The sequence below is a fragment of the Phytobacter massiliensis JC163 genome, from assembly GCF_000321045.1.
Taxonomy (GTDB): domain Bacteria; phylum Pseudomonadota; class Gammaproteobacteria; order Enterobacterales; family Enterobacteriaceae; genus Phytobacter_A; species Phytobacter_A massiliensis.
In genome coordinates this window covers 1-482 of record NZ_CAEO01000195.1, presented here as the reverse complement: position 1 = coordinate 482, position 482 = coordinate 1, and the positions used below count along the sequence as shown (strand labels likewise).

General features: G+C 64.1%; 1 protein-coding gene. It reads right to left on the bottom strand.

The annotated features are described in order from the left end of the window. The coding region (locus ENTHG_RS00180) for a type VI secretion system Vgr family protein (protein ID WP_044172062.1) at positions 1-482 on the bottom strand (482 nt) is incomplete at both ends.

Genomic DNA, 482 nt, shown 5'->3' with positions numbered 1-482 from the left:
GGAAATCGTAGTCGTCGAGGCTATAGATCCCCGGCGTCACGCTGTCGGTCATCGCCCACTGGCTGATGCCCTCTTCCGAGGTGCTGCCGCCGGAGGGGGTGACGTGGTAGGCGATGGTCTCGTAGCCGGCGAAGGGCTGATGGGCGGCGGCGGCGTCGGTCAGCACCAGCACATGGCGGTCCGCCTCGTGACGGAAGTGCCAGCCGATCCCCTCCAGCTCCATCAGGCGGCTGATAAAATCGAAGCTGCTCTCCTGGTACTGCACGCAGTAGTCCCAGACCCGGTAGCTGCCGGTGAGTTTGTCTTCGAGGTTCACCTGGTACTCGCCCAGCAGGGTTTTGACTATCTGCGGCACCGTCTGCCCCTGGAAAATACGCAGGTTGCGGTCACGCTTCATCGGCCACAGGTCCGGCTCAACGGTAAGCTGGTAGACGGCGTAACGGGTGCCGGACATCTCCACCGCGCTCACCGCCACGCGGGTC